At 41.9% G+C, this 18,208-nt stretch carries 17 protein-coding genes, 17 tRNA genes and 1 pseudogene; 29 read left to right on the top strand and 6 right to left on the bottom strand.

The annotated features are described in order from the left end of the window. Positions 1-4: 4 nt before the first annotated feature. The 19 genes from RM049_RS27960 (at position 5) to RM049_RS27870 (ending at position 3,557) form a co-directional block, all read left to right on the top strand. A tRNA-Arg gene (locus RM049_RS27960) sits at positions 5-78 on the top strand. 6 nt (positions 79-84) lie between these two features. Next, positions 85-158: transfer RNA gene (locus tag RM049_RS27955), tRNA-Phe, on the top strand. Positions 159-167: 9 nt separating this feature from the next. Continuing rightward, positions 168-242: transfer RNA gene (locus tag RM049_RS27950), tRNA-Asn, on the top strand. A gap of 5 nt (positions 243-247) precedes the next feature. Further along, a tRNA-Gln gene (locus RM049_RS27945) sits at positions 248-321 on the top strand. A 5-nt stretch (positions 322-326) separates the two neighbouring features. Next, positions 327-401: transfer RNA gene (locus tag RM049_RS27940), tRNA-Leu, on the top strand. A gap of 4 nt (positions 402-405) precedes the next feature. Then, a tRNA-Pro gene (locus RM049_RS27935) sits at positions 406-479 on the top strand. A gap of 6 nt (positions 480-485) precedes the next feature. Continuing rightward, positions 486-582, top strand: a tRNA-Leu gene (locus RM049_RS27930). A gap of 6 nt (positions 583-588) precedes the next feature. After that, positions 589-665, top strand: a tRNA-Lys gene (locus RM049_RS27925). Between the two features lie 5 nt (positions 666-670). Continuing rightward, positions 671-745: transfer RNA gene (locus RM049_RS27920), tRNA-Lys, on the top strand. Between the two features lie 6 nt (positions 746-751). Next, positions 752-825 (top strand) — tRNA-Leu (locus RM049_RS27915). A 1-nt stretch (position 826) separates the two neighbouring features. After that, a tRNA-Met gene (locus tag RM049_RS27910) sits at positions 827-904 on the top strand. Between the two features lie 3 nt (positions 905-907). After that, a tRNA-Thr gene (locus RM049_RS27905) sits at positions 908-980 on the top strand. A gap of 5 nt (positions 981-985) precedes the next feature. After that, a tRNA-Gly gene (locus RM049_RS27900) sits at positions 986-1,056 on the top strand. A 5-nt stretch (positions 1,057-1,061) separates the two neighbouring features. Further along, positions 1,062-1,137 (top strand) — tRNA-Val (locus tag RM049_RS27895). A 6-nt stretch (positions 1,138-1,143) separates the two neighbouring features. Further along, positions 1,144-1,219 (top strand) — tRNA-Arg (locus RM049_RS27890). 3 nt (positions 1,220-1,222) lie between these two features. After that, positions 1,223-1,296: transfer RNA gene (locus RM049_RS27885), tRNA-Ala, on the top strand. 88 nt (positions 1,297-1,384) lie between these two features. Continuing rightward, positions 1,385-1,467 (top strand) — tRNA-Ser (locus RM049_RS27880). Between the two features lie 381 nt (positions 1,468-1,848). After that, positions 1,849-2,616, top strand: coding sequence for a ParA family protein (locus tag RM049_RS27875; protein WP_322706477.1), 768 nt, complete (start codon positions 1,849-1,851; stop codon positions 2,614-2,616). Beyond that, on the top strand, positions 2,613-3,557 hold the full coding sequence (locus RM049_RS27870) for a ParB/RepB/Spo0J family partition protein (protein ID WP_322706476.1): 945 nt from the start codon (positions 2,613-2,615) through the stop codon (positions 3,555-3,557). The genes RM049_RS27875 and RM049_RS27870 overlap by 4 nt, the downstream gene beginning before the upstream one ends. Positions 3,558-3,579: 22 nt before the next feature. Here the strand turns inward: RM049_RS27870 and RM049_RS27865 are convergent, their stop codons facing one another. From RM049_RS27865 to RM049_RS27855, 3 genes are all read right to left on the bottom strand, one after another. Beyond that, positions 3,580-3,810, bottom strand: coding sequence for a hypothetical protein (locus tag RM049_RS27865; protein ID WP_322706475.1), 231 nt, complete (start codon positions 3,808-3,810; stop codon positions 3,580-3,582). Positions 3,811-4,043: 233 nt separating this feature from the next. Then, positions 4,044-4,379: a hypothetical protein gene (locus RM049_RS27860; RefSeq protein ID WP_322706474.1), complete on the bottom strand. Its 336-nt coding sequence runs from the start codon at positions 4,377-4,379 to the stop codon at positions 4,044-4,046. A gap of 85 nt (positions 4,380-4,464) precedes the next feature. After that, a complete protein-coding gene (locus RM049_RS27855; RefSeq protein ID WP_322706473.1) occupies positions 4,465-5,172 on the bottom strand; it encodes a hypothetical protein in 708 nt (235 codons plus the stop codon). A 653-nt stretch (positions 5,173-5,825) separates the two neighbouring features. Between RM049_RS27855 and RM049_RS27850 the strand changes: the two are divergent. Both RM049_RS27850 and RM049_RS27845 read left to right on the top strand, forming a co-directional pair. Next, a pseudogene (locus RM049_RS27850) lies at positions 5,826-6,315 on the top strand (transposase); the annotation flags it as partial. Between the two features lie 1,142 nt (positions 6,316-7,457). Further along, complete coding sequence (locus RM049_RS27845; RefSeq protein WP_322706472.1) at positions 7,458-9,191, top strand: site-specific integrase; 1,734 nt, start codon at positions 7,458-7,460, stop codon at positions 9,189-9,191. 28 nt (positions 9,192-9,219) lie between these two features. On the opposite strand, the gene RM049_RS27840 is transcribed toward RM049_RS27845, so the two are convergent. After that, a complete protein-coding gene (locus RM049_RS27840) occupies positions 9,220-9,573 on the bottom strand; it encodes a hypothetical protein (RefSeq protein ID WP_322706471.1) in 354 nt (117 codons plus the stop codon). Positions 9,574-9,765: 192 nt separating this feature from the next. On the opposite strand from RM049_RS27840, the gene RM049_RS27835 reads away from it, so the two are divergent. From RM049_RS27835 to RM049_RS27800, 8 genes are all read left to right on the top strand, one after another. Beyond that, entirely contained in the window at positions 9,766-10,698 is a 933-nt protein-coding gene (locus tag RM049_RS27835) for a MarR family transcriptional regulator (protein WP_322706470.1), read from the top strand. Then, positions 10,698-12,047 carry a replicative DNA helicase gene (dnaB, locus tag RM049_RS27830; RefSeq protein WP_322706469.1) on the top strand — a complete coding sequence of 450 codons (1,350 nt, stop codon included), beginning with the start codon at positions 10,698-10,700 and terminating at the stop codon, positions 12,045-12,047. Before RM049_RS27835 ends, dnaB begins: the two co-directional genes overlap by 1 nt. A 268-nt stretch (positions 12,048-12,315) precedes the next feature. Beyond that, positions 12,316-13,137 carry a DNA cytosine methyltransferase gene (locus tag RM049_RS27825; protein ID WP_322706468.1) on the top strand — a complete coding sequence of 274 codons (822 nt, stop codon included), beginning with the start codon at positions 12,316-12,318 and terminating at the stop codon, positions 13,135-13,137. Next, on the top strand, positions 13,061-14,017 hold the full coding sequence (locus tag RM049_RS27820; protein ID WP_322706467.1) for a hypothetical protein: 957 nt from the start codon (positions 13,061-13,063) through the stop codon (positions 14,015-14,017). Before RM049_RS27825 ends, RM049_RS27820 begins: the two co-directional genes overlap by 77 nt. Positions 14,018-14,079: 62 nt before the next feature. After that, on the top strand, positions 14,080-14,400 hold the full coding sequence (locus RM049_RS27815; RefSeq protein ID WP_322706466.1) for a hypothetical protein: 321 nt from the start codon (positions 14,080-14,082) through the stop codon (positions 14,398-14,400). A gap of 6 nt (positions 14,401-14,406) precedes the next feature. Next, a complete protein-coding gene (locus RM049_RS27810; RefSeq protein ID WP_322706465.1) occupies positions 14,407-14,649 on the top strand; it encodes a hypothetical protein in 243 nt (80 codons plus the stop codon). After that, on the top strand, positions 14,642-15,277 hold the full coding sequence (locus tag RM049_RS27805) for an HAD-IIIA family hydrolase (protein ID WP_322706464.1): 636 nt from the start codon (positions 14,642-14,644) through the stop codon (positions 15,275-15,277). The genes RM049_RS27810 and RM049_RS27805 overlap by 8 nt, the downstream gene beginning before the upstream one ends. Further along, a complete protein-coding gene (locus RM049_RS27800; protein ID WP_322706463.1) occupies positions 15,277-15,633 on the top strand; it encodes a hypothetical protein in 357 nt (118 codons plus the stop codon). The genes RM049_RS27805 and RM049_RS27800 overlap by 1 nt, the downstream gene beginning before the upstream one ends. Positions 15,634-15,727: 94 nt before the next feature. Here the strand turns inward: RM049_RS27800 and RM049_RS27795 are convergent, their stop codons facing one another. Both RM049_RS27795 and RM049_RS27790 read right to left on the bottom strand, forming a co-directional pair. Next, the gene (locus tag RM049_RS27795) at positions 15,728-16,660 is read right to left on the bottom strand and encodes a GIY-YIG nuclease family protein (RefSeq protein ID WP_322706462.1); all 933 of its coding nucleotides are present in this window, start codon (positions 16,658-16,660) and stop codon (positions 15,728-15,730) included. A gap of 454 nt (positions 16,661-17,114) precedes the next feature. Continuing rightward, on the bottom strand, positions 17,115-17,975 hold the full coding sequence (locus RM049_RS27790) for a class I SAM-dependent methyltransferase (RefSeq protein ID WP_322706461.1): 861 nt from the start codon (positions 17,973-17,975) through the stop codon (positions 17,115-17,117). Positions 17,976-18,208: the final 233 nt, after the last annotated feature.

Below are 18,208 nucleotides of genomic sequence, written 5' to 3'. Positions count from 1 at the left end.
TTATGAGAACGTGGTGTAACTGGATAACATCTCAGATTACGAAACTGAAGATTGAGAGTTCAAGTCTCTCCGTTCTCGCCTTATCCCCCGGTAGCTCAGTTGGTAGTAGCGCCTGTCTGAAGAACAGGAGGTCATCCGTTCAATCCGGATCTGGGGGACTGGCACATTGCCTCATAGCTCAATGGCAGAGCAAGCGGCTGTTAACCGCGAGGTTGCAAGTTCGACTCTTGCTGAGGCAGCCATTTATTGGGAAGTAGGCAAACAGGCAAAGCCGTCGCACTTTGAATGCGAAGTTTGAGGGTTCGATTCCTTCCTTCCCAGCCTATGCTCCTGTAGCCCAACTGGAAGAGGCGGCTGTCTCAAAAACAGTCTGTGTACGGGTTCAACTCCCGTCAGGAGTACTAACGGGATGTGGCGCAACTTGGTAGCGCGGCAGCTTTGGGAGCTGAAGGTTGTAGGTTCAAATCCTACCATTCCGATCATTTGCCCTTGTGACGAAACTGGCAAACGTGCTGGTCTTAGAAACCAGATTTTGTGTGTACCCTTCGGGAACGCTTACGCGAACAACTCCCACCAAGGGTATTAAATTGGGTCGTTGGCAGAGCGGGTATGCAGCCGCCTTTTAAGCGGATTCATCCAGGTTCAACCCCTGGGCGACCCATCCAATCTTGGGCGTTTGGCAGAACGGTTATGCTCCTGACTCTTAATCAGGCTGACACAGGTTCAACTCCTGTAGCGCCCACCAAAACTTGCCCCTGTAACCCAAGTGGAAGAGGTGCCAAACTTAAAATTTGGAAGTTGCTGGTTCAAATCCAGTCAGGGGTATCGCGGAGATAGAGCTATGGTGCGCTCTGGGGTCTCATAAGCCTTCACATACCGGGTTCAAATCCCGGCTCCGCTACCAAATGCTGGTGTAGCTCAATTGGCAGAGCAACTGTCTTGTAAACAGTAGGTTGTAGGTTCAATTCCTATCATCAGCTTCAATGCGATTGTGGTGTAATGGCAGCATTTGAGTCTTCCAAACTCTAGGTACGAGTTCAAATCTCGTCGATCGCTTTCTTAGCCCTGTAACTCAGTTGGGAGAGTGCCTCTCTTACAAAGAGGAAGTCGCGGGTTCAATCCCTGCCGGGGCTACCAATTTATGGGAGTGTCGCCTAATGGATAAGGCAACCGTCTTCTAAACGGTTTTATGTAGGTTCAAATCCTGTCACTCCTGCCACATGGGGTCATAGCTCAACTGGCTAGAGCGCCTGCCTTGCAAGCAGGAGGTTATGGGTTCAAGTCCCATTGATTCCACTGATGGTGTCTGAAGCCAAAGTGGTCGCGGCGCTGGTTTGTGGAACCAGTCATTAGGGAGTTCAAGCCTCCTCAGACACCCCTTCAAGGAAGATGCCGCTAAATGGTCGGCAACCGGTCTTGAAAACCGGGGTACAGTCAACTGTAGGGGTTCGATTCCTCCATCTTCCGCTTTTCCACCAGAAGCCGAAAAGTGAGGCGCTGTGCTGATAACACAGACATAGGAGGGGCAGTACCTCCTTGGTGGATTTTTTTTGTGTAGACGTAGGCCGCCGCAGGCATCGCTCAGGCTTTCAGCTAACGATTTTTCTTAGAGTAAAGGCGATCGCAGTGTAATACTGGATCGCCTTTTTGTTTGAGTCAAGCATCGCACCAAACAAAAGAAGTGCGATCGCCTTTTGTCGCGTCTTCTGACCAAGAAGCTTGACAACTACCTTACTTACAGCCTTAATTTATGACAAATGTACTGTTCCCAGTTGTATTACCTTTACTCCAGAGCTACAATCTGCCTGTATTAGAGGCATTTTTAATTACAACTGTAATTTATCACTCGTGAGCAAAACCCGTATTATTGCGCTATTCAATCAATCAGGGGGAGTAGGAAAGACAAGTTTAACAATGAACTTGGGCTATCACCTCGCTCAAAAAAAGAAAAACCGCGTTCTTCTGATAGACCTTGACCCCCAAGCGTCACTGACTACATTTATGGGGCTAGAACCGGACATTACCGCCAAAACTGTCTATGAGGCAGTGGTGGGTGAAGAACCGTTACCAATTCACCATGAACTGATTCACGGTATGGGTTTAGTGCCAGCCAACATCAACTTAAGTGCTGCTGAACTTGAACTTGTCGCCGCCTTGATGCGGGAAATGCGCCTCAAAAATGCACTTGCCCCTATCTTAGACAAGTATGATTTTATTTTGATAGATTGTCCGCCATCTTTAGGCATCCTCAGCGTTATTAGCTTAGTAGCAGCAACCCATGTTTTAGTGCCCATTCAGTGCCAGTTTAAATCCTTTCAAGGAACTGACTTACTGTTAAGAACTGTAGCCACACTCCGCAAAGGTGCTAATAAAGCACTCACTATTGCTGGCTTCATTCCCACAATGTATGATGCACGTACTGCCCAAGAAAGCAGAACCATGAAAGCCATCACAGAACAACTTTCACCCCTGGCCACAGTTTACGAACCCATTCCTAAATCTATTGCCTTTGCTGATGCAAGTGAGGCACGCATACCTTTAGCACTATATAATCCCAAACATCCTGCCGTCGCTGTACTAAAAAAAATCGCCCTCAGTTTAGAAAAACTACAGTGAGCAAAAAAGAACAACCCTATACCAGCCAGTTAAAAGGTGTAGCCGCCTTACTAGGTGAAAGCTTTAACCAAACCCAAAGTACGGCTAATTCACCAAATACTGTTGCCATCAACTTAATCAAGCTGCCACAGTCCCAGCCCCGGCGCTACTTCGACCCTAAAAAGCTTGAAGAACTATCACGCTCAATTAAAGAGCTAGGTATCCTCGAACCTTTGTTAGTGCGTCCGCTCCCTGGTGGCGATTTTGAATTAGTTGCAGGGGAACGACGCTACAGAGCCGCATCAATGGCAGGACTAACCGAAGCCCCCGTGGCGATCCGCGAAATGGATGATGTCACCACCTCTAAGGTGCAGCTTGTTGAAAATCTCCAGCGCGAAGACCTAAATCCTGTAGAAGAAACTGAGGGAATACTTGAACTTTTGAGCATTGAACTCAGTGTTAGCACAAATGAGGTTATCTCCGTCCTCAACTCTGCTGCCAATGCCAAAAAGCGAAACTTAGATTTGACGGAAAACGTTTTCCGTCAGATGAAAACTATTGAATCTATCCTCTTAGCCATCGGTAAATTCAGCGCTGAAAGTTTTCGCGTCAGCCGCATTCCTTTGCTCAATCTCCCTGCTGATGTGCTAGAGGTACTGCGTTTTGGTCAACTTGAATACACTAAAGCACGAGCGATCGCCCGACTTCAAGATGAGTTAACCCGAAAAGAACTCTTAGAAGATGCGATCGCTTACAATCTCTCACTGAGCGAAATCAAACGCAAAATCAAAGAAATTGAACAGCAGTCTCAGCCAGAAACACCATCCTTAAAAGACAAAGCTGATGACACATTTCGTCGCTTAAAAAAATCTCAAGTTTGGGATGACCCCAAGAGAAAGGCAAAGGTAGAGAAATTATTAGCCCAGTTAGATGCGCTGATAGAAGATGACAACCCAAAATAAACCAATGTGGTAATTCTCTAAACTATTCAATTTGCTGTCTAAGGGATGGCGACATAATCATTAGCCCTCGGACAACTTCTTCAGGAGTAGCCGTGCCATCAATGACCTTTGGTATAATCACCATCACTTCCAAAGCCAGGTTCGTAGGAATTCCCCTTGCTTCTAACCGCTTCAACTCCAAAACATCAATCCCTGCTGCCAATCCCTCTAAATACTCTTCTACACTCACTCCTAAGTTTTCAATTTCTGACATGGGTATAATTGGTTTTTTGTTTGATTTCTATATTCAAGCATCTATTGCGTGGCTATCTCACAGTGCGGTCATGTCAGAGTGCGACGCTGCGAGGTATGCCTGAGCAACAGCTACAACCTGAAATTTCCTCTCTACGAGACGCTACTCGCGTTCGCTTGAAAAAGGTCTGCATCCCAGTCAAATCCCAATATGGTTTCGTGTTATGCGATCGCTCCCCTCAACCATTCCACCTCTCAAACCCATTGAGTATCAAACGCATCTTGCCCAGTTCCATAAATTAAATTCCCGTATTCCTGCCAGTTGGCTATTTCTTGGGCTTCAATTTGGGGCGCGTGCAGAACAGCAAGATTTTCTTCCAATTGCTGCCTAGTTTTGGGTGCGGTCGTCTCGTAGAAAAGAAATGTAAGATGTGCTTGGGGCGATCGCATTGGCAGTTTGTAGGGTGGCTTGCGGCTTGTCGTTAGACATCGCATTTGACAGCAGATACTAAAAAAGCCTAAATCAAGCCCAAAGTAAGAAATTTCTTGGTGGATTTTCTTACTTTGGTAGCCATAGTCAAGCGATATCAAGGCTTTTGAGAGCCAGTACTGTTTCCCCTTGTTGCCTAGTCGCGGTTTAACTGTATTTGTTATTTATTTATGATTTATTTATGATTTATTTATGATTATTAGAATTTGAGTGATTAATCGTTGCATTATTAGAAATAGCACTATCAAATAACTCACCCGAAGTACTATTAGTACTTTTTAACTCATCTTTATCTTCTTGATTGTTTAAAACCTGTATATTAGCTGCTCGTGGACTAAGGGATCTAGCTTCATTATATTCATTTATCAACTTAGTAAGCTCATCACTTTTTTTCATCATAAATAAGCATATAAGCTTGAATTCATCAGTATTATTTAGCTTATTTTGTAAGCCTCCTTTATGTAAAACTTGTAAGTCTAAGTCCCGTTTAAATTGGGAGAACTTACTATTAAACTTAGCAGAAGTATCATAATTTTCTGCGGGGCGAACAGTATTATTTATAACGCCTAACAATATGGTTATAATACCAAATACAAATATTATTTTACCCAATAATATTTCAGCTTCTTTCTTAGCTAAAGTCTCATCTAATTCTGTCTTTTGAGTATCTTCAGATGGAGTAGAAGTTCTTTGTAAAAATAAAGCAAGTTGTTCTCTTGAACTTGTGAGACTACCGAGTATTACCAGAGAGATTGGTACGGAATATTGCAGAATAAAAAAATTGATTAAAAGAATACTTGAAAAAACAATTTGAAATTGACATTGTTTTTTAATTTCACAATATGACTGAATAAGATTAGGTTCTTTTTTTTTAAATAAGTGAAATAATTTCATTTTGCACCTCATTTAAGTAGGATAAATTACTATAGGAATCCGGTTTGATTACTGAAACTATTTGCGTAGATAGGCAACAAGCTAAATTTAGTACACACTTACTAATAAATCCAGTTTGAAATCTTTCAAATACCAAGATTTGGGTGAAAGTTGGTAATAAGGGCAGAGTAACATTGATTTTTTAGGGGTTCTGAACAAAAGTTACTACACGGAATTTTTTGACTATTTCCCGAAAATATTTTAGTTATTTAGGTCTTAGCAACCATCAAAAATCGTCAAATCAGTAATTTTTTAGTTCAGTATTAACCATCTATTAGCTTGATTAGGTTCACAATAACGTAAAAATAACCCGTATACTTTGATTCCATATGTTATTCAAAAGTTCAGTATTTTTATCAACCATTTTTTTGACTAATGTAGAACTTACGCATAGTTTTATTAAATTGTTGTCCGCGTAGGCGAAGCCCGCCAAAGGCATCGCCCGCCTAAAATTCCTCCCCCAGCGCTCTCTTGAGCCAAGCCCAGCCACAGCCTGAGATTTCCTCTAAGAAAAAAGGGGTAAGCGTCTCACCTCAGCTTTAGTTGCTATTTCTCAGACTTGAGTAGAGGATTAATGATTGGGAGGAGCGATCGCAGAACTTTTCGGTCTACTGACAGTAGTAGAAAAATTGTATAGTGACCCAAAGAATGCAGAATTAATCGGTTATTTTTGGTCTGGGAAACATCCATCATAAGAGCATCAGAGGAATAAATTTAATCACGCTGTATTACAGTGATGTGCATGGAAATTCAGTACCAATTAATTACAGAATATACGACAAAAAGGAGGGAAAGACTAAGAACGATTATTTTCAAGAAATGCTTACCGAAGTGATAAATTGGGGTGTAAAGCCAAGAATAGTGACAGGGGACAGTTGGTACTCAGGAGTAGAAAACTTAAAATTTTTAAGAAACCAGAAATTGGGTTTTCTATTTGGGGTAGAGAAAAATAGAACTGTCTCAAATGAACCAGGAAAGTATTGCCAAGTAAGCAGTCTGGATATTCCCGACCAAGGTTTGAGAACTCATTTGAGATAATTTGGATTTATCAAGTTGTTTAGGAAAGTCTTTAAAAAAGAAGACTCTAGACACTATGTATTATATCTAAGAGGTATGCCGTTTGCTCAAAACAAGGTATCTTCATAGCATTCAGGTTACTCTCAATTCCTTAGCGTACGATTTTCCCAAATTGGCACGGTGATGCCCTATACTGCCATAATCAAGAAAAGTAGTGTCTCCGACGCATAGCACTACATCATACTCTGCAAGAATTTCCGCCGTCATTTGACAGTGCGGCTCAATCACTCTCGAAAATTCCACTTTTGGGTTGGCAAAAATTCGTAAGCTCTCTTGAGTACTGTTCCACTACTGAAGATTTCTGATAGTGCTTTGCCGAATCCAAGACTTAGAGCATAGCCTATCGACATTGCACGCTCATTCAATCGGCGGTAAGCGTAGCCATGCCGTCAGGCTTATCGCCTAGCTCACAAGTCGCAAAATTTTTCTCCCACCAGTCCAACATTGCTTGTTACCTTTAGCACCGAATTTTAATTACTGTAACGTATATGCCGCACTGTTTCTTAAAGCCTTTGTCAGTAAGCATTTCAAGACTTAACGGGAAAAGTCAGATTAGTAATTGTGTTAATTATTCTCAATTAATAAAGTAATACTTAGAAAAACTTGGTAATTCAAAGTATAAATTATTTCAAACAATTACTCAAATGATTCTTAAAAAAAATAATTGCTTTTTTTGAAATTACTCTTGACATCTCAAGTTACTCTATAGATATAATTAGAGCATAAATTAAAATAAAAAAAGCCAAAAAAATTAAATTACCAAACCTACGCCGGGGATTCATCCCCGGCTTTTTTGGTTAGTCTAGAAAAATCCTAATAAATATCAATTTTATTGAGGATTTTAGCGTCATAAATACTTGTGACAAATATTTATGACGCTGCCAGCTTTTTTACATGGCTAATTGGCAATATTTCCAAGGCTTTTTTAATTTTTAATTGTTCAGATAAACAGAACAGAAAGGGTAAATAGAGTGCCATTAAATGTAGTATAATTCGTCATATATCAGGGGAAATAAACGGAAAAGATGATTAAAGTATAGGTTGCAAATTTCAGATTAATAATTACTAAACACCGAATTATATATCCATATTTAGTCTGGATATTATGCTCTTTTATTGGTGATTAATTGTCTGATTGTCCAAAATAGATTCAAATTGGAGGTATGTCAATGGACAATATTTTATTGAATCCTAAAACATTTTATGATGTTTATGTAACTCATTGTGAATCCCTCAAAGCCCTACATAATAATAGTAAACATGATGTAACGGCAGGTATTCGCACTGCATCAATTCGCTATACGCTACCTAAGTGGGGCTTTCCTTTACCTTCACGGAATAAGTTAACAGCCGAGGATATAAAAGCTGGATTGGAATTTATGAAGACAATTCCTATATCTGAATTAACAAATGCCCTTGCTTATCAACAAGAAGTTTTTGATTCTCTTGGTAATGTTCCTAGTTCCCGGAATTATCGGTATCATCTCAACAAGATGCTTGTTTGGTGTCATAAACAATCTTGGTGGGAAAATGCTGTCAAGACAGATGCAAACAAATATTGTCCTGCCATCCGCCTGCAAAGAGGTCGGGTTAGTGATAAAGTTCGCGTCACTAATAAGAAAATGACACCTAAATGTAGCAATTTCAAGTATGGGTTGAAATTCGAGGAAATTACGCCTGAGTCACAACAAGAACTAGACAATTTTTTGAATTTTCAAACAACACTTGTTGGTGGTCGCAAACGCCAAGATGCTCCTTTACGCCATCGCAGTGCAATGGCTCATGTTAAGAACGCTAAACGTTTATTAGGGTGGCTTCATCGGTATAAGGGTGTTCCTCTTGAAGAGTTAAATTTAAAGCTACTTGTGAGTGCTAGTGGTTTAACTAAAGAAGGACACCGAGATGAAGATGCAATTGATAAAGTTATTGATTTGGTTGATGAACATTTACAGTGGCTCAGGGACATTCGTGAAGCTTTACCTAATACCGAATTAAAATGTGTCGAATCATTGGTTGCTGTAGCCAAATTTTTGTATCACAAGGAATCCAAATACCAATCTCGTGAACAAGTAGCTAGCAAACGTGTGGGATACAGAGACATTCCCATCATTGAGGAATTACGGCGACTTGAGTGTGAAATTATGGCACGAGTCAATACTGCACCACCCCGCTCTGATGAGTCAAAAAAATGGGTTGACTGGCCCACATATAAAGCTTGTATTGAGCGTTTAATCTCAGAATGCGCTCCTCTCGACAAAAAGGGGAAAAAACGCACTAACCGTACCCTTGCCCAAAGTCATCAAATTGCTTTAATTTGTATGCTTTTGAGTGCTTTTCCAGACAGGTCTAGAACCATCCGCGAGTTAGAGGTGGGTAGAACTTTAATTAATCGTGATGGCAAATGGTTTGTTGAGCATACGGCAGAGGATTTTAAAACGGGGAATTCTTTTTGTAAAAATGGGCAAAAACGAGTTGTAGAACTTCCACAGACTCTATATCCGCTTCTTGAGGAATGGTTATCAAAGTGGCGCTCGGTTTTTAATCCCAATCATCCCTACGTGTTTACACAGTTGAATGGTAAACCATTAACAGACGGCTCTGTGTATCAGTATTTCCGTAAACGGATATATCGTCTAACAGGACAGGCGTTTACTCCCCACATGGTGCGCGATTCTATCGTTACGTACCTTAAACTGTCTGGGACTTCGGATCAGGTGCTGGCAGCTTTAGCAGAACTGATGGCTCACAGTCAAAAAATGCAGCACCAGATTTATGATCGCCGCACTCCTGAGCAAAAAGTGGCTCCCGCTTTATCAGCTTTGCAGTCATTGCCTACAGGTAATTTGCCTCCACCACCGCCGCTTAAGACTATTGAGCTGACTACAGAAATTCAGGAGCAATGATGTGTATACATAAAAATTTAATAGGCTATTATACAGCTACTTGCAGGTCTGTATTATCCGTATTTTTCCCAGATATAGCCCCTGGTTGTAATACCCAAGCAGCAATTGCTTGCAGTATCTCAGCCTTTTCTTTGGGTGTAGCAGCTTCAATTAGTTGAACAGGCGTTAGCTCAACTACTCCTATTCTCGCTAGTGCTGGAATTCTACATCTGTCTGGCAGGGCATGAAGGATTTTGAAGTAATTACCAGCTTTTAGGTCGCTTTTGCCATCAAGAAATTTACTGATAGTACTCTCATGAACACCAGCCCGAACAGAAATCTCTCTTGCTGTTAGGGCACTTTCATTAATTGCTGTAATTAATATTTCTTGATGTTTATCCATACTACCGTTACTTGCTTTTTTTCAAGTTATTGAATACTATCAAATGGACTGGGAAATACAATCTAGCAAAGGATTGCACTGGCTCTGTGGTGCTGGTGTGACAATTTTGTGAAATATTAGCGACTTTTACAACAAACTAGCTCTACTTGCATACGCAGGCAAGGGCAAAAACTTGATTGACTCAACTTTATTATGACAGACGCAAAGATTCAAGGGAAGTTCTACCCACTCCAGCATGAAGAATGGCTAAGAGCCTGCCGGGAATTAACCCCAGCACAGAGGGATGTACTCTACTACCTTCGCACTCTCGACCCATACAGCACCGGAATGGAAGTATCGCCAGCACGGATTGCCAAGGATTTATCTACCCCAGAAAAGCCAGTTCATCGCAGCACTGTTGGACGCGCTCTTAAAGCGTTGGATGAAAAGGGTTTTGTCGATATGGAGCTTCTTAAGGTCAAGGTTCACGTTCTCACCAAAGGCTTGCATTGTTGCGATGAGACAACAAGTTGCGATGAGGCAACAAGTTGCAGTGAGACAACAAGTTGCGATGAGGCAACTTTGTTGCCTGACGGCAACTTAGGCGATCGTGACGCAACTTGCGCGATCGCTACGCAACTTGCGCGATCGCCACGCAACAAACGCCAGCCGAAAGCCGCACCAGCCAAAGATTCCAGCACCCCTAAGATTAATAAGACTTATTTAGATTTTATAGACTCTCTCTCAGAAGGCGAGAAAGAGAGTTTTTTAAAATTTGGTAATAAAAAAGCAGCAGAACTTAAAAACCCCCCAGTCCAATTACCGCTCAAATGGATTGAGAAAAACTTTGAGGAATTGTCTGAGCAATGGTTCCCGACCCGCGATGAGAACGAAAATCAAAACCAGAAGTACAATTTTGGGGCTTACAGCCAAGCGCAGCATCAAATGTGGTACGGACAACTACAGACTTTAGTTTGCGGGGCTGCTCAATCGGGCGACAGCGCGAGGCTCGAACAATTTTTAAAAGATGACTTTTACTGTAGCTGGCTCAATTGGGCGAAAACTGCCCGCGAGGACGTGCGCGAATTTTTAGCAAGCAACCCGATACCCATAGAAAACTTAGTAAAAGCGCAAGCAAGTAAGTAATGTCTGAGAATCTAAATTTTGGTGAAAATAGCAAGCTGCCTCCCCAAAATATCGAGGCAGAAGAGGCGATTTTGGGCGGAATCATGCTCGATCCAGAAGCGATTAGTCGAGTTAGCGATACTCTTGTTGCCGAAGCCTTTTACATCAGCGCTCACAAAGACATTTATCAAGCAGCACTCAGGCTCCACGCACAAGGCAAACCCACAGACTTGCTCTCAGTTACAAGTTGGCTGACTGACCACAAAATACTTGTGCGTATTGGCGGGAGAAATAAATTAGCAACCCTTGTAGACCGGACGGTATCAGCTGTCAACATCGATGCTTTGGCTTCTTTGGTGATGGAAAAATATCTGCGGCGGGAATTAATCAAGGCTGGCAATGAGATTGTACATTTGGCACACGACCAAGAAGAAGAAATAACCAAACAATTAGAGACGGCTGAATCAAAAATTTTAGAGATAAATAATAGTGCGATTTCATCAATATCCGAACCAATTCCCCTCAATGAAATCTTGGTAAATGCCTACTCCAGCATTGAAGAAAAAAGTATGGGTATATCACCATCTGGGGTTAAAACTGGATTTTATGACCTAGATGCAATGATAGGAGGATTTAAACCGGGAAAGCTCATAACAATTGCTGGTCGTCCAGCAATGGGAAAATCATCGTTTTTAGGGAATTTAGCCTTTAATATCTCCGAGAATGAATTGCTACCAACTGTTATTTTTAGTCTTGAAATGAGCAAAGAAGAATGGGGAGATAGATTTTTATCCCAAGATGCCAGAATTGAATCAAGCTATTTGCAACAGGGCAAGATTACTAAACAGCAGTGGGAACCTTTAGCACAATCAATCGGTAGGTTGAGCGAGTTATCTGTTTATATTGATGATTCACCCGTAATAACTGTTAGTGCGATACGTTCCAAGGTGAAACGGATTGTTGCAGAATACGGTCGCATTGGCATGGTTGGTATTGATTATTTGCAACTAATGGAAGGTACAGATGGTGATAGCTATAACCTCGCTTTTCAAATCGGGAAAATTACCAGACAATTAAAGCAATTGGCTCGTGAGTGCAACACAACTATTGTCATTTTGTCACAGTTGAATCGTGGTGTAGAGAGCCGCACTATCAAGCGTCCTATGATGTCAGATTTGCGCGAATCGGGGCGAATTGAGGAAGATTCGGATTTAATACTGCTCCTGTATCGGGACGAATATTATTACCCCGATACGATTGATAGAGGTATTGCAGAAGTAATTATCGCTAAAAATAGGGGTGGCCCAACAGGAACAACAAAACTGCTGTTTGATGCACAGTTTACTCAATTTAAAAATTTGGCACGTTAACAAAACTTGTCTGCATTTGTTGATATAAAAGAAGTGCGTTGACAAATATGAGTAAGTATTTTGTAGACGATTTTAAGGTAGGTTTAGCAAGCTTTACCGTAGGCGATCGCATTATCACCCCAGGCGAACGATACGGTACTGTATCGAGCGTACACAAGAAAATCGGCATCACCTGGGATAACGGGCATTCTAAAGAATACACCCTCAAACAAATGCAGGGTTGGAACTATCGAAAATTCTTAGAGGATGAGATACAGGAGGCGACAGAATGCAGCTTAGACACGCCAGCTTTTTTGCAGGAATCGCCGGTTTTGAACTCGGAATTAAGGCAGCCGGAGCAGCTGAGTTTATCAAAACAGAACTCTTCATTGAAAACAACCCCGACGCTCAAGCAGTCCTCAGCTACAGATTCCCAAAAATCCCCATACACAGCGACATCACAAACTATTACCCTCAGCCAGGGGAATTCAATCTTTACACAATTGGATTTCCTTGCACTGGAACCAGTGCCGCAGGCAACGGTACAGGACTCGAACACCCAGAATCATCACTCTGGTTTGAAGCCTTGCGCTGCATTGCCGACGGCTGCCCCAGTTTCGTCATCATTGAAAATCCTGAAGGGCTTATCCATAAAGGATTACGAGCAGTTATTGGCGGACTCCGAATGGTCGGCTATCAGTGGGACGATCCGCAGATCATATCGGCAGCGGAAGTCGGAGCGCCGCACCAAAGAAACAGACTCTTTATTGTTGCCTACACCAACAACGTATCCGAAAGGCTCAACGGGATGCAGGCCAGCTGGTCAGACCAGATTGGAGCAGAAATTAAAGCCACATTTAGCCAAGGGCGACAAACTAAATCCCGCCGTGCCAGGGTGGATGATGGGGTTCCCCGTTGGTTGGGTGGAAAAAGTATTGATGGATGGTGGCGAGACAATCTCTATACAGCTCCCATTTACCCAGGAGTACCTCGCTACCTCAACAAGCGCCGGGAATGTAACGACCTCTACGCCCGTGCCGTCTGCCCCCTCCAAGCAGCGATCGCAATTAAACGAGTCTGTTATCTCGCCAATCTCGTCACAGCAGCTTAAAAAGTCAAATATCAAAGTAGACCTTTATATCTGCGATGCAAGAGAAAATGTTGGCATAGTTAAAAACTGTTGTTCAACTTTCTTTGTTGTTGACTGGGAAACAGAAAAAGATAAATGGTACTTCTGGGAAAGGGATGAACTGTACATTGCTGAGTTGGCGTTGGCGCAGCCCGCCGCAGGCATCGCTCCTCAGTCCCTAATAGATAAATTCTTAGAGGATAAATCAGAGCCACTTGTACTTTGCCCTAGCTGCGAATTACAGCACATATATTTAAGCGGTGGCTGTGGTATGTGCGGTTTAGCACCCGAAAATTTCTTAGAGGAAAAAATGCTTTCTGTAAATATCGAGCGTACACAGCAATTACAGATAGGCGTTCGCGTTCGCATTACCAAAACTCGCACCCAAAACCTCAGTCAATGGATAGGACATGAAGCTGAGGTAACAGGCATCAACGGCGAAACTATCAACGTAGCAGCTGGTGAGGGTAGGGAGAAAAAGCATCTCACTCTTAAAAAAGGGTGGTATGAGGTAATACCCGAAAATTTCTTAGAGGAAACTGAAGGTCGCGAAGAAGCTGTGCAAAAGCCCAAAGGCAGACAGCGTAAAGGCTGCTTGTACAAATATATTGAGAATAAGAAGCTGAAAAATGGAAGCATCGCAAGCTACCCCCGTGTCATCGGACACAGGCAGACTGATAATCCTACTCATTGGCGCTGGGGTTTCAATTGGGAGGAGAAGGTAGATGATGAGTGGAAGGGGCGGAGTATTGGAAGTGTGCCAGTGGGTGCGATCGCACTTATTCAATCAATGCAGAAAGAAGGGGTTAGTTTAGAGGAAATAATCGACTTTATTAGGAGGGCGAAAGCTAAGAAATCTTAATAGTTCCGGGTATAATTAATACCCAAAATTATTTATAATGTCCCCTATAAGGGATTGAAACTATGGATAAAATAACATCTAATAGATTAGTTAAACTAGCTCCTAAAATTCAGCAATTTCTGGAGTTGCACCCAGATGAGCAAGCATGGCTTTATCCATTGCTAGGGAGGGCTGAGAGGAGAGCGATCGCAATCCTAGAAGCCATACAAGGCAATTATCTGAGTTATGAAGAGATAGGCGAACAAACTGATACCCATCCAAATACAGTAAAACAGACCTTGTATGCTCTCTCGAATGGTGGTATCAACTTTAGAGTCAATAGCTCTAATAAATGGATGACCCCGCAAGGGGGACGAAACCGAAGACTTACTAAAATGCAATGAGAAATTATGAATGATGTCTCAGCTACGCTTAGTAACGATGAACTAAACGATAATTTTTATATTGAATTGCTGAAATCATTACTTCCACGTCCTATACATTCTCAAGAACAATATGACAAAGTTCAAAGGCACGTAGATATCCTGATTGATAAAGGATATTTGTTAGAAGATGAACGAGATTATTTAGTTTTACTTGGACTACTAATTAAAGATTACGAAGATAGAAAAGGAATTTTAACAGATGTATAAGGGATTATTTCTGGATTTAGACGGGACTGTAAGAGAATCAACTGATGGTAAATTTATCCAACAGCCTACAGGACAGCGAATAATGGCGGGTGTGCATGAAGCGATCGCACATCATAAACGCCAGAATTATACCATCATTGGCATTACTAATCAAGGTGGGTGTGACACCATTAATCGTGATACTGGAAAGCCTTTAAAGAGTTTGGAGGATGCGATCACAGAACAAAAATATACTCTTAAATTAATCCCCCAATTAGAAGCAATATATTTCTGTCCAGATATGAAAGGTCAAGTCTGCTGGATAGTAAAAAAGAATGGTTTTGAATTCCTAGTTTCTGACCTTGACACCCGCATCAGTGAATTTGAAAATCGGATTTTAACAGGGAGTGAGGTTTATAGAAAGCCTGGAGCAGGAATGATTTATCGAGCAGTAAAAGATTTTGATATTGATTTAACTAAAAGTTGGATGATAGGCGATAGAGATGAGGATGAGAAGGCAGCGATCACAGCCGGAGTAAACTTTATGTGGGCTGATATTTGGCACACGAGGTTCACACCTGGAATGTGCGAAGTAAGACAAGCCACGCCGCAGCAGGTAGAATTTTTAGAAGGGATAAATTTAAATTAATGCTATTAACAGAGCCTGAAATACAACAAGTTTTAGAGCAAGTTAAAGCTGCTTTTCCCAGCTTAACTGATTGGGAATACAACAATGAAAAAAATGAAGAGTATTTCGGTTTTTCTGTTTGGGGACATTTTGTTAATAACCCCGAAGAACTAATGCCACGGCGTTTTTTTATTACACTGGATACTTATGAATCCAAGTGGCAAGGATGTTTAAGTGTAGGGCAACCCAGCTATCTGTGGTCAAGTGCTGATGTAGGCGATGCCTATTTAGTAGATACGGAACCAAGTGAGACTTTAGAAGAGGCGATTGCAGCACTTAAGGCGAAAATATCAGAATTGTTCCAAGCTTTTCAGTAAACAAGTAGCAGTGCTAAATGTGTAGGCTTATCGCCCCCCAGTTCCAGTTTCAAGCCAGGAAAAAATAGTGATCGCAGTAGTTCATACCAAAATGCTACACAGCAACTTGAATCAAGTTAGTATTTTCCTCAAGAATATCTATTTCATCTTGAGAAAGTACTTTACGTTTCATTTGTTGCAAGTCACTTAGGACGATTTTGACATCCTCGGTATTAAACTTATAGTACTCAGTTAAACTTCCGATGGGATAATTAAAGCCCTGATAGCGGTGTTTGAAATACAGTTCAACATTACCTCTATGCTCCCAAGTTCCTAATACTTTAATAGCAGCACTCGAATAATGAGCAAGTAAATCAATTTTTACTTCTGCTACTCGCTTGATAACGGGTCTAGTGGTTACTCCTATCTTGTAGATAATTCCAATATTAGTTTCAATCTCTAAAAAATACAGGCTAGAGCATAGAATACGTTGAAGTTGAGCGCGATACAGCTTTAAATCAGTAAGTCGATATGCCAAATCTGGGGCATTTTTATATTCGGCGTGTTTCAAAGCTAGCTCTAGCTTTAGCAGCTTTTTAAGTAATAACGGCTCTTGCACATCGTTGAATCGCGTTAACTCTAGCGCTCCAACAGGAACTTTACCTAAATCACTAAATTCATATTCAGGTGGTTTAATATAAACATTTTTTCTTAACATTCCTGCTTTGAGCAAACCAGGAGTAACTAAGTAAGAACTAATAGGATAATTTTTGGCTCCGTATTCCTTCCAGAGTAATTTTAACTGTGCTAAATCCTTGCCAGATAGCTGAATGTTGAAATTATCATAGAGAGGCAGAGTTGGAAATTCCCGGTTAGCTACTCTTCGACAAGTTTCTCCATGATGAGCAAAATGGTGTTCTTTTACCTTGCCTTTCTTGGCAGTTAACTCACCATTACAGTAAGGGCACTTAAGTAAAGTCTTCCCCCTGTCGATATCTTCAATACATATTAATATCCCATCTTCATCTACACCGTATTTTAGCCACATTGCCACACCATTATTGAATAGTTAAAGTTGCTTTTACAAGTGTGCTTCAACTTTTCAAAAATGTATCTATCTTCTGAAGTAGGGTAATGTTGATTTGAAGAATGTAAGTGCAATGGAGTGAAGCCGCTTCACCGTCGCCTCTTGATTTGCTTCCCTCCTCATCTGAGATGATAAATATTGCTTGTATGAATAGATACTAGAAAAATTCTTAGAGGAAAAGCTTAAAATTCAAGTTGACTCGCTTGAAAAACTAAGCGGTTGTCTTGGCTGCTATCTGGAGGGTAAAAAGCACAAACCACGGGGCAATGCCGAACGCGCAAAGCGTCTCCAAGAGTTGGCGGTAAACTACGCTCCTGTGCTTTTAAGCGAGTCAAGCTGCTATTTGTGCGATCGCCTCAGCAGTCAATAGTAATTATTCATATCAGGAGGCAACAGTTGTCTCCCTGTTCCCCTCTTAGGAGGCTTTGGGTTTAACGAACTTGAGGGTCATGCGATCGCTCTCTCCAATGGTGAGGAAGCGTTGCCTGTCCTTTTGACCTTGGCTCAAGGTTGGAGGTAGTGTCCAGACTCCGCCCGGATAGTCCTTGGTATCTTTTGGGTTGGCATTAATCTCTGATTTGCCCACCAACTTGAAGCCAGCTTTCTCAACAGCAGCAATTACCCCATCAAGAGACATATAGCCAGTTTTAATACTCTCTTGTAAAGAAATCCCTGGTTTGCCACGATGTTCTTCCACCCCTAAGATGCCCCCTGGCTTGAGTGCTTTATAAGCCGCCGCGTAAACCTGCTCGTCATAGCCAGCTTTGACCCAGTTGTGAATATTGCGGAAGGTAACAACTAGGTCTACAGAATTGTCTGGAGCTAGGGTAAGTTCATTTGGAGGATTAATTTGAGCTACTTTGACCTTACCAAAAACCTCTGGATTAGCTGCCAGTTTTTCTTGGAAAGCCAAAGCCGGTTTACTCGTGCTGGGAGCCAAGTTAGTAACTATGAGTTGTCCCTTTGCCGCTAGAAATGGGGCTAATATCTCGGTATACCAGCCGCTCCCTGGCCACAATTCAACTACGGTCATATTTGGGCGCAGACCGAAGAATTCGAGGGTCTGGGCTGGGTGGCGGTACTTGTCTCGGTTACGATTTGCAACGGAGCGATGACTGCTGGTGAGTATGGTTTGGAGCGTGGTTGTGCTGTTAAAGGTCGCTTTTTCACTCTCGTTAGCTAGAGTTGGGGGCATTACAGATGCCAATACAAGGAAAGCTAGAGTCAGGGCTTTCAGTAAGCCTTGGCGGGAGGTAAGATTTTGTGTAAATTTCATAACTGTGTTTTTACTTTCCGCTTTAGCATAGGGCAAATAGCGTTCTCATAAATAGGTGCGATGGCGTACCCGTCTACCATCGGCATTACTCTGCCGTTTATCCTCTAAGAATGAGGTCGTAGGTGCAGCCCTTAAAGTAGACATCGCACTCCTAAACCCGTTAATGGGGGATAATCTACGTGCGATTCGTTGATTAGTGAATCACGGTGTAAGCCCGTACATAACTAATCCAA

The organism is Nostoc sp. DedQUE04, from assembly GCF_034530995.1.
In the GTDB taxonomy this organism is placed as follows: domain Bacteria; phylum Cyanobacteriota; class Cyanobacteriia; order Cyanobacteriales; family Nostocaceae; genus Nostoc.
The sequence above is the reverse complement of the archived record's forward strand: the minus strand, read 5'-3'. Positions and strand labels throughout refer to the sequence as shown.

Coding starts and splice junctions, on each gene's coding strand:
- RM049_RS27865 (WP_322706475.1), bottom strand. CDS start 3,810: ATGTCAGAAATTGAAAACTTAGGAGTGAGTGTAGAAGAGTATTTAGAG.
- RM049_RS27855 (WP_322706473.1), bottom strand. CDS start 5,172: ATGAAATTATTTCACTTATTTAAAAAAAAAGAACCTAATCTTATTCAG.
- RM049_RS27845 (WP_322706472.1), top strand. CDS start 7,458: ATGGACAATATTTTATTGAATCCTAAAACATTTTATGATGTTTATGTA.
- RM049_RS27840 (WP_322706471.1), bottom strand. CDS start 9,573: ATGGATAAACATCAAGAAATATTAATTACAGCAATTAATGAAAGTGCC.
- RM049_RS27835 (WP_322706470.1), top strand. CDS start 9,766: ATGACAGACGCAAAGATTCAAGGGAAGTTCTACCCACTCCAGCATGAA.
- dnaB (WP_322706469.1), top strand. CDS start 10,698: ATGTCTGAGAATCTAAATTTTGGTGAAAATAGCAAGCTGCCTCCCCAA.
- RM049_RS27825 (WP_322706468.1), top strand. CDS start 12,316: ATGCAGCTTAGACACGCCAGCTTTTTTGCAGGAATCGCCGGTTTTGAA.
- RM049_RS27815 (WP_322706466.1), top strand. CDS start 14,080: ATGGATAAAATAACATCTAATAGATTAGTTAAACTAGCTCCTAAAATT.
- RM049_RS27810 (WP_322706465.1), top strand. CDS start 14,407: ATGAATGATGTCTCAGCTACGCTTAGTAACGATGAACTAAACGATAAT.
- RM049_RS27805 (WP_322706464.1), top strand. CDS start 14,642: ATGTATAAGGGATTATTTCTGGATTTAGACGGGACTGTAAGAGAATCA.
- RM049_RS27800 (WP_322706463.1), top strand. CDS start 15,277: ATGCTATTAACAGAGCCTGAAATACAACAAGTTTTAGAGCAAGTTAAA.
- RM049_RS27795 (WP_322706462.1), bottom strand. CDS start 16,660: ATGTGGCTAAAATACGGTGTAGATGAAGATGGGATATTAATATGTATT.
- RM049_RS27790 (WP_322706461.1), bottom strand. CDS start 17,975: ATGAAATTTACACAAAATCTTACCTCCCGCCAAGGCTTACTGAAAGCC.